Source organism: Pseudomonas thermotolerans DSM 14292, assembly GCF_000364625.1.
In the GTDB taxonomy this organism is placed as follows: Bacteria; Pseudomonadota; Gammaproteobacteria; order Pseudomonadales; family Pseudomonadaceae; genus Aquipseudomonas; species Aquipseudomonas thermotolerans.
Map to the genome: position 1 here is coordinate 1 of NZ_KB822638.1, position 9,554 is coordinate 9,554.

The window sequence follows — 9,554 nt, forward strand, 5'->3', positions numbered from 1 at the left end:
TACAGCTTCGGGCAGATCCTCAAGGCCTGGTCGCCGTTCCTGATCCTCACCGCGATGGTCACCCTCTGGACCCTCAAGCCGTTCAAGGCGCTGTTCGCCGCCGGCGGCCCGCTGGAGCATCTGGTGCTGATGATCGCCATTCCGCACCTCGACCAGCTGGTGCTGAAGGTCGCCCCCATCGTCGCCGAGCCGACCGCCATGGCCGCAGTGTTCAAGCTCGACCCGATCTCCTCCACCGGCACCTCGATCTTCTTCTCCGGGCTGATCTCCATGGCCATCCTTGGTATCGGCGTGAAAACCGGTCTGACCATTCTCAAGGAGACCCTCGTGGAGCTGCGCTGGCCGATCCTGTCCATCGGCATGGTGCTGGCCTTCGCCTTCGTCACCAACTACTCGGGCATGTCCACCACCCTGGCCCTGGTGCTGGCCGGTACCGGCGTGGCCTTCCCGTTCTTCTCGCCGTTCCTCGGCTGGCTGGGGGTGTTCCTGACCGGTTCGGACACCTCCTCCAACGCCCTGTTCGGCTCGCTGCAGGCCACCACCGCGCACCAGATCGGGGTCAGCGACACCCTGCTGGTGGCCGCCAATACCAGTGGCGGGGTGACCGGCAAGATGATCTCGCCGCAATCCATCGCCGTGGCCTGCGCCGCCACCGGCATGGTCGGCCGCGAATCCGACCTGTTCCGCTTCACCCTCAAGCACAGCCTGATCTTCGCCGCCTTCGTCGGCCTGATCACGCTCGTCCAGGCCTACTGCCTGACCGGCATGCTGGTGCACTGACAGGACTGCCCGCCGCTCCCGCCTGTGCGGGAGCCCGGACGAACCGTCTATGGTTTGGCTGGAGCCCCGCCCGTGCGGGGCCGACGGGTTTTCAGAAACCGGACTGACGACAAGCCCATCACCGACGAGAGTCCCATGATCATCTCCGCCTCTACCGACTACCGCGCCGCGGCGCAACGCAAGCTGCCCCCCTTCCTGTTCCACTACATCGACGGCGGCGCCTATGCCGAGTACACCCTGCGTCGCAATGTCGAGGATCTGGCCGGCATCGCCCTGCGCCAGCGCGTGCTGAAGAACATGGCCGAGCTGAGCCTGGAGACCAAGCTGTTCAACGAGACCCTGGCGATGCCGGTGGCCCTCGCTCCGGTCGGCCTGACCGGCATGTACGCGCGCCGCGGCGAGGTTCAGGCGGCCCGTGCGGCGGCTGCCAAGGGCGTGCCCTTCACCCTGTCCACCGTCTCTGTATGCCCCATCGAGGAGGTCGCTCCGGCCATCGACCGGCCCATGTGGTTCCAGCTCTACGTGCTGAAGGACCGCGGCTTCATGCGCAACGCCCTGGAGCGCGCCAAGGCCGCCGGCTGCTCGACCCTGGTGTTCACCGTGGACATGCCGGTGCCGGGCGCCCGCTACCGTGACGCCCACTCCGGTATGAGCGGCCCGAACGCCGCCATGCGCCGCTACCTGCAGGCGGTGACCCATCCGCGCTGGTCCTGGGACGTGGGCCTGCTGGGCCGCCCGCACGATCTCGGCAACATCTCCGCCTACCGCGGCAACCCCACCGGCCTGGAGAACTACATCGGCTGGCTGGGCGCCAACTTCGACCCGTCGATCTCCTGGAAGGACCTGGAGTGGATCCGCGAATTCTGGGAAGGCCCGATGGTCATCAAGGGCATCCTCGATCCCGAGGACGCCAAGGACGCGGTGCGCTTCGGCGCCGACGGCATCGTGGTCTCCAACCACGGCGGCCGCCAGCTCGACGGCGTGCTGTCCAGCGCCCGCGCCCTGCCGGCCATCGCCGACGCGGTGAAGGGCGACCTGACCATCCTCGCCGATTCCGGCATCCGCACCGGTCTGGACGTGGTGCGCATGATCGCCCTGGGCGCCGACAGCGTGCTGCTCGGCCGCGCCTTCGTCTATGCCCTGGCCGCCGACGGCGAGGCCGGGGTGCGCAACCTGCTGGAGCTGATCGAGAAGGAGATGCGCGTGGCCATGGTGCTCACCGGCGCCAAGTCGATCGGCGAGATCAACCGCGATTCGCTGGTCCGCGAACTGGGCGCCTGAGCCCGCCCCAGGAGACCGTCCCCGGCCAGGCCGGGGGCGAGGTCCGCAACCCCCCTGATTCCGGAGCACGCATGAGCCTGCCCATCCCCTTCCTCGCCGAAGCCGAACGTCTGATTCCCCGCGAACGCCGCTTCGACGACCCGCTGTCCACCCTGGCCTTCGGTACCGACGCCAGCTTCTACCGGCTGATTCCCAAGCTGGTGGTGCGCGTCGAGAGCGAAGAGGAAGTGATCGGCCTGCTCAAGGCTGCCCACGCTCACCAGGTGCCGGTAACCTTCCGCGCCGCCGGCACCAGCCTGTCCGGCCAGGCGATCAGCGATTCGGTGCTGATCGTCCTCGGCGACAACTGGAACGGCCGCGAGATTCGTGCCGACGGCCAGCAGATCCGCCTGCAGCCCGGGGTGATCGGCGCCCAGGCCAACGCCTGGCTGGCTCCCTTCGGGCGCAAGATCGGCCCCGACCCGGCGTCGATCAACGCCTGCAAGATCGGCGGCATCGTCGCCAACAACGCCAGTGGCATGTGCTGCGGCACCGCGCAGAACAGCTACCAGACTCTCGCCGGCATCCGCCTGGTACTGGCCGACGGCACCGTGCTGGACACTGAGGACCCGGCCAGCGTCGCCGCCTTCCAACAAAGCCACGGCGCCCTGCTGGAACGCCTCGCCGAGCTGGGCCGGGAGACCCGTGCCAACACCGAGCTGGCGGCGAAGATCCGTCACAAGTACCGGCTGAAGAACACCACCGGCCTGGCCCTCAACGCCCTGGTGGATTACGACCAGCCGCTGGACATCCTCAGCCACCTGATGGTTGGCTCTGAGGGCATCCTCGGCTTCATCAGCGCGGTCACCTACAACACGGTACCGGACCACCCGCACAAGGCCAGCGCGCTGATCGTGTTCCCCACGGTAGAGAGCTGCTGCCAGGCCGTGCCGGTACTCAAGCGCCAGCCGGTTTCCGCGGTGGAACTGCTGGACCGCCGCGCCCTGCGTTCGGTGGAGAACATGCAGGGCATGCCCGAATGGGTGAAGCACCTCTCCGCCGGCGCCTGCGCCCTGTTGGTGGAATCCCGAGCCGCCACCCGGAGCCTGCTCCACGAGCAGCTGGCGCAGATCAATGCCGCCATCGCCGAGTTCCCGGTAGAGAAGCAGGTGGACTTCAGCGAGGACCCGGCGGTCTACAACCAGCTGTGGCGCATCCGTAAGGACACCTTCCCGGCGGTCGGCGCGGTGCGCCAGACCGGTACCACGGTGATCATCGAAGACGTCACCTTCCCGGTGGAACAGCTGGCCGAAGGGGTCAACCGCCTGCTCGCCCTGTTCGACAGGCACGGCTATGACGAGGCGATCATCTTCGGCCACGCCCTGGAGGGCAACCTGCACTTCGTGTTCACCCAAGGCTTCGATTCCCCCGAACAGGTGCAGCGCTACTCGGCTTTCATGGACGAGGTGGCCCAGCTGGTGGCGGTGGAATACGGCGGCTCGCTGAAGGCCGAGCACGGCACCGGGCGCAACATGGCGCCCTTCGTCGAGCTGGAATGGGGCCAGGACGCCTACCGGCTGATGTGGCAGATCAAGGAACTGCTCGACCCGGCCGGCATCCTCAACCCGGACGTGCAACTCAGCCGCGACCCGCGCATCCACCTCAAGCACCTCAAGCCGCTGCCGGCTGCCGACCAGCTGGTGGACCGCTGCATCGAGTGCGGCTTCTGCGAGCCGGTCTGTCCGTCCCGCGGCCTGACCCTCAGCCCGCGCCAGCGCATCGTCATCTGGCGCGACATCCAGGCCCGCAAGCGCGCCGGCCTGGACACCGCCCAGCTGGAGCGCGACTACCAGTACCAGGGCATCGACACCTGCGCGGCCACCGGGCTATGCGCCCAGCGCTGCCCGGTGAACATCAATACCGGCGACCTGGTGCGCAAGCTGCGCGCCGGCGCCGCCAGCCACCAGGGCAGCGCCGACTGGCTGGCCGGACACTTCGCCACCGCCCTCAAGGGCGCGCGCCTGACGCTGCTGGCCGCCGACGGTGCCCGCCGCCTGCTCGGCGCGCCGCTGCTCGGCAAGACTAGCCGCTGGCTGCACCAGCGCGCCGGCCTGCCACTGTGGACCCCGGCCATGCCGCAAGCGGCCAAGCCACTGCAGATCAGCCCGCCAATCGCCGACGAACGGCCACGGGTGGTCTACCTGGCTGCCTGCGTGTCCCGCGCCATGGGGCCGGCGGCCGGCGACGCCGAACAGGTATCGCTGCTCGACAAGACCCGCGCGCTGCTGGAGAAGGCCGGCTACCAGGTGGTCTTCCCGGACAACCTGGACAACCTCTGCTGCGGCCAGCCGTTCGCCTCCAAGGGCTACCCGGCGCAGGCCGATGCCAAGCGCCAGGAGCTGATCGACGCGCTGCTCAAGGCCAGCCGCGGCGGTCTCGACCCCATTTACTGCGACACCAGCCCGTGCACCCTGCGCCTGCTCCAGGATGGTCTGGACCCGCGCCTGCAGCTCCACGACCCGGTGAAGTTCATCCGTACCCAGTTGCTCGACAAGCTGGATTTCGAACCCCAGGAGCAGCCGGTGGCGGTGCACGTCACCTGTTCCACCCAGCACCTCGGTGAGGCCCAGGGGCTGATCGACATCGTGCGTCGCTGCACCACCCAGGTGGTGATCCCCGAGGGCATCCACTGCTGCGGCTTCGCCGGCGACAAGGGCTTCACCACCCCCGAGCTGAACGGCCACGCCCTGCGCAGCCTGAAGGATGCGGTGCAGCATTGCACGGAAGGGGTGTCCACCAGCCGCACCTGCGAGATCGGCCTATCCAGCCACTCCGGCATCGACTATCACGGTCTGGTCTACCTAGTCGACCGGGTCACCCGGCCACGCGCCAGGCCGCTCGGCTGATTGATCCAACTCTCCTCGCCCCGCCCCGTGCGGGGATTTTTTTGCCTGGGGTTTGCCCAACCGCTGCGGCGATTCTCGTCTAGATTCACAGACAGCCCCGCCGACCGCGTGCCGGAAGCACCGGCGGCGGCACGCCAGTCGCCACCTGTTTGCCAACCGCACGCGAGCACGGGCACGGCGCTCGAGAGCGCCGCCGTGGAGGAGAAACGGATGAGCACACCCCTGACCCTGGCCGGACTTCGCCACCTGGCCGAACAGGACAAGATCGACACCGTGCTGGCCTGCATGGTCGACATGCAGGGCCGGCTGATCGGCAAACGCTTCCAGGTCGAGTTCTTCCTCGACAGCGCCCACGAGGAAACCCACGGCTGCAACTATCTGCTGGCCGACGACATCGACATGGAGCCGGTGCCCGGCTACGAGGCGGCCAGCTGGCGCAAGGGCTACGGCGACTTCGCCTTGCGCCCCGATCTCTCCACCCTGCGCGTGGTGCCCTGGCTGGAAGGCACCGCCCTGGTGCTCTGCGACGTGCTCGACCACCACGGTGAGGAACTGCCGCACAGCCCGCGAGCGATCCTCAAGCGCCAGGTGGCGCGCCTCGCCGAGCGTGGCTACAAGGGCCTGTTCGCCTCGGAGCTGGAGTTCTACCTGTTCGACGAAAGCTACGAGGCGATCCACCAGCGGGACTACCGCAACCCGCGCACCTCCAACTACCACATCGAGGACTACTGCATCCTCCAGACACTGCGCGACGAGCCGGTGCTGCGCGCCATCCGCCGCGGCCTGCAGGCCGCCGGCATCCCCGTGGAGAACTCCAAGGGCGAATGGGGCCCCGGCCAGGAAGAGATCAACGTGCGCTACGCCGACGCCCTGACCATGGCCGACCAGCACAGCATCATCAAGCACGCCTGCAAGGAGATCGCCCTGCTGCAGGGCAAGGCGATCACCTTCATGGCCAAGTGGCGCTACGACCTGGCCGGCTCCAGCTGCCACATCCACAACTCGCTGGTCAGTCTGAAGAACGGCAAGTCGCTGTTCTTCGACCCCAAGGCCGAGTACGGCATGTCCAGGCTGATGCGCCAGTGGGTCGCCGGGCAGCTCAAGTACGCCCGCGAGATCACCTACTTCCTGGCGCCCTACATCAACTCATACAAGCGCTTCCAGGCCGGCACCTTCGCGCCGACCCGCACGGTGTGGAGCCGCGACAACCGCACCGCCGGCTTCCGCCTGTGCGGCGAGGACAGCCCGGCGATCCGCATCGAATGCCGGATCGGCGGCGCCGACCTCAACCCCTACCTGGCCTACGCCGCGCTGATCGCCGCGGGCCTGGCCGGCATCGACGAGGAGCTGGAGCTGGGCGAGCCCTTCGCCGGCGACGCCTACCAGGCCGCCCGCCTGCCGGAGATTCCCAAGACCCTGCGCGACAGCGCCGCCGCGCTGAAGAACTCCCGGCTGCTCAAGGAGGCCTTCGGTCCCGAGGTGGTCAAGCACTACCTGCATACCGCCCACTGGGAGCAGCTGGAATACGACCGCCGCGTCACCGACTGGGAACTGCGCCGCGGCTTCGAACGCTACTGACCGCGCCGGACCCTCGCCCGGCCGCCACCGGAGGTGCACATGACCCGTACCGTCCGCCTCGTCTCCCCGGTCGACGGCAGCCTCTATGCCGAACGGCCCTATACCCCCGACAGCGCCGTGGCCCAGGCCCTGGATGCCGCCGAGCGCGCCCAGCGCGACTGGCGCCACCGGCCGCTGGAGGAGCGTGCCCGCTTCTGCAGCGCAGCGGTCGACGCCATGCTCGCCATGCAGGCCGAAATCGTCCCCGAGCTGGCCTGGCAGATGGGCCGCCCGGTGCGCTATGGCGCCGGCGAGCTGCGCGGCTTCGCCGAGCGCGCCCGGCACATGATCGCCATAGCCGCCGAGGCCCTGGCGCCCATCGAGCCGGAACCGAAGCCGGGCTTCCGCCGCTACATCCGCCGCGAGCCCCTGGGTCTGGTGCTGGTCATCGCGCCCTGGAACTACCCCTACCTGACCGCGGTGAACTCGGTGATCCCCGCGCTGATGGCCGGCAACGCGGTGCTGCTCAAGCACGCCAGCCAGACCCTGCTGGTCGGCGAACGCTTCACCGAGGCGTTCCGCCGCGCCAACCTGCCGGAGGGGCTGTTCCACAACCTGGTCCTCGACCACGACCAGTGCGCCGCGCTGATCGGCTCCGGGCGAGTCCAGCAGGTCAACTTCACCGGCTCGGTGGCCGGCGGCCACGCGGTGCAGATGGCCGCCGCCGGGCAGTTCATCGGCACCGGCCTGGAGCTGGGCGGCAAGGACCCGGCCTACGTGCGCGCCGACGCGGACCTCGAACACGCCGTGGAGAACCTGGTGGACGGCGCCTTCTTCAATTCCGGACAGAGCTGCTGCGGCATCGAGCGCATCTACGTGGACCGCGCCATCTACGCCGACTTCTGCGACGCCTTCGCCGCCCTGACCCGCCAGTACGTGCTGGGCAACCCGCTGGAGGACGCCACCACCCTCGGCCCGCTGGTCAGCGCCGCGGCGGCGCAGAAGGTCCGCGAGCAGATCGCCGAGGCGCTTTCCATGGGCGGTCGCGCCCTGCTGGACAGCCGTGACTTTCCTGCCGACACCCCGGGCAGCGCCTACCTGGCGCCGCAGGTGGTGGTCGACGTGGCGCACCGCATGGCGCTGATGCGCGAGGAGAGCTTCGGTCCGGTGGTCGGCATCATGCCGGTGGACGACGAGGCGCAGGCCATCGAACTGATGAACGACAGCCCCTACGGCCTCACCGCCTCGATCTGGACCCGCGACCTGGAGGCCGCCGAGCGCATCGGCGACGCCATCGCCACCGGCACCCTGTTCATGAACCGCTGCGACTACCTGGACCCGGCCCTGGCCTGGACCGGGGTCAAGGACAGCGGCCGTGGCGCCACCCTGTCCCGGGTCGGCTACGAATACCTGACCCGGCCCAAGTCCTTCCACCTGCGCCATGAGCTGGATCCCGATGCCTGAATGGCACCCGCCCCCCGGACTACCTGAACGCGAGGTCCCACCATGCCCAAGACCGCCAACTGGAACTACCCCACCTCGGTGCGCTTCGGCGCCGGGCGCATCGCCGAGCTGCCCGAACTCTGCCGTGCCCTGGGCATCCTCAGGCCGCTGCTGGTCACCGACCGCGGCCTGGCCGAGGCGCCCATGACCCGCCAGGTGCTCGCCGCGCTGCGCGACGCCAAACTGGGCGTGGCGCTGTTCAGCGACCTCAAGCCCAACCCGGTGGAGGCCAACCTGCAGGCCGGGCTGGCCGCCTACCGCGCCGGCCAGCATGACGGAGTGATCGCCTTCGGCGGCGGCAGCGGCCTGGACATGGGCAAGCTGATCGCCTTCATGAGCGGGCAGACCCGCCCGGTGTGGGACTTCGAGGACATCGGCGACTGCTGGACCCGCGCCGACCCGGCCGGCATCGCCCCGGTGATCGCCGTGCCCACCACCGCCGGCACCGGCTCGGAGGTGGGACGCGCCGGGGTGCTCACCGACGAGCGCAGTCACACCAAGCGGATCATCTTTCATCCGCAGATGATGCCCAAGGCGGTGATCAGCGACCCGCAGCTGACCGTCGGCATGCCGGCGAAGATCACCGCCGGCACCGGCATGGACGCCTTCGCCCACTGCCTGGAGGCCTACTGCGCGCCGGGCTTCCACCCGCTGGCCGACGGCATCGCGGTGGAAGGCATGCGTCTGGTGGCCGGGGCCCTGGAGCGGGCGGTGAAGACCCCCGACGACCTCGACGCCCGCGCCGACATGCTGGCCGCCGCGGCCATGGGGGCCACCGCCTTCCAGAAGGGCCTGGGCGGCATGCACGCGCTGTCCCACCCGGTGGGCGCGCTCTACGACACCCACCACGGCATGACCAACGCGGTGTTCATGCCCTACGTGCTGCAGTTCAACCGCCCGGCCATCGAGGAGCGCATCGCTCGCCTGGCCGCCTACCTAGGCCTGGGCAAGCCGGGGTTCGCCGGCTTTCTGGATTTCGTCCTGGAACTGCGCGAGGCCATAGGGGTGCCCCACAGCCTGGCGGACCTGGGGGTGGACGACAGCCAGGCCGAGCTGATCGCCAGACTGGCGGTGAGTGATCCCTCCGCCGGCGGCAACCCGCTGCCCCTGGACGAACAGGCCACCCGGGCGATCTTCGAGGCGGCCTATGTGGGGCGGCTCTAGGGCGTTGTTCCGTCTCCCCAAAAGGTTCTTCGCGGAATAGGGGGGGAAGAGCGGGTTGACAGTCAGGGAAGTGGGCAGATTGGCAGTCGTCAAACACACCGACCCGCACACCCACTTCCCGAAAGCGCGATGAACCTTTTTTAGAAGAAGCCCAGCGGGTTGATGTCGTAGCTGACCAGCAGGTTCTTGGTCTGCTGGTAGTGGTCGAGCATCATCTTGTGGGTCTCGCGGCCCACCCCGGATTTCTTGTAGCCGCCGAAGGCCGCGTGGGCCGGGTACAGGTGGTAGCAGTTGGTCCACACGCGGCCGGCCTTGATGCCGCGGCCCATGCGGTAGGCACGGTTGATGTCGCGGGTCCACACCCCAGCGCCCAGGCCGAACTCG

The 9,554-nt window shown here is 68.9% G+C and carries 7 protein-coding genes; 6 read left to right on the forward strand and 1 reads right to left on the reverse strand.

Translation table 11 applies throughout. The annotated features are described in order from the left end of the window. The 6 genes from H165_RS0117515 to H165_RS0117540 form a co-directional block, all read left to right on the forward strand. Positions 1–780, forward strand: a 780-nt coding sequence (locus tag H165_RS0117515; RefSeq protein ID WP_017940235.1) for an L-lactate permease, incomplete at its 5' end; no start/stop codon positions are given. A 135-nt stretch (positions 781–915) separates the two neighbouring features. Continuing rightward, a complete protein-coding gene (gene lldD / locus H165_RS0117520; protein WP_017940236.1) occupies positions 916–2,061 on the forward strand; it encodes an FMN-dependent L-lactate dehydrogenase LldD in 1,146 nt (381 codons plus the stop codon). Between the two features lie 71 nt (positions 2,062–2,132). After that, on the forward strand, positions 2,133–4,946 hold the full coding sequence (locus H165_RS0117525; protein ID WP_017940237.1) for an FAD-binding and (Fe-S)-binding domain-containing protein: 2,814 nt from the start codon (positions 2,133–2,135) through the stop codon (positions 4,944–4,946). Between the two features lie 210 nt (positions 4,947–5,156). Beyond that, on the forward strand, positions 5,157–6,524 hold the full coding sequence (locus tag H165_RS0117530; protein ID WP_017940238.1) for a glutamine synthetase family protein: 1,368 nt from the start codon (positions 5,157–5,159) through the stop codon (positions 6,522–6,524). Positions 6,525–6,563: 39 nt separating this feature from the next. Further along, positions 6,564–7,967 carry an aldehyde dehydrogenase family protein gene (locus H165_RS0117535; protein WP_017940239.1) on the forward strand — a complete coding sequence of 468 codons (1,404 nt, stop codon included), beginning with the start codon at positions 6,564–6,566 and terminating at the stop codon, positions 7,965–7,967. Between the two features lie 42 nt (positions 7,968–8,009). Beyond that, a complete protein-coding gene (locus tag H165_RS0117540; RefSeq protein ID WP_017940240.1) occupies positions 8,010–9,170 on the forward strand; it encodes an iron-containing alcohol dehydrogenase in 1,161 nt (386 codons plus the stop codon). Between the two features lie 140 nt (positions 9,171–9,310). Here H165_RS0117540 and H165_RS0117545 read toward each other — a convergent pair. Then, positions 9,311–9,554, reverse strand: a 244-nt coding sequence (locus H165_RS0117545; protein ID WP_017938756.1) for an aldehyde dehydrogenase family protein, incomplete at its 5' end; no start/stop codon positions are given.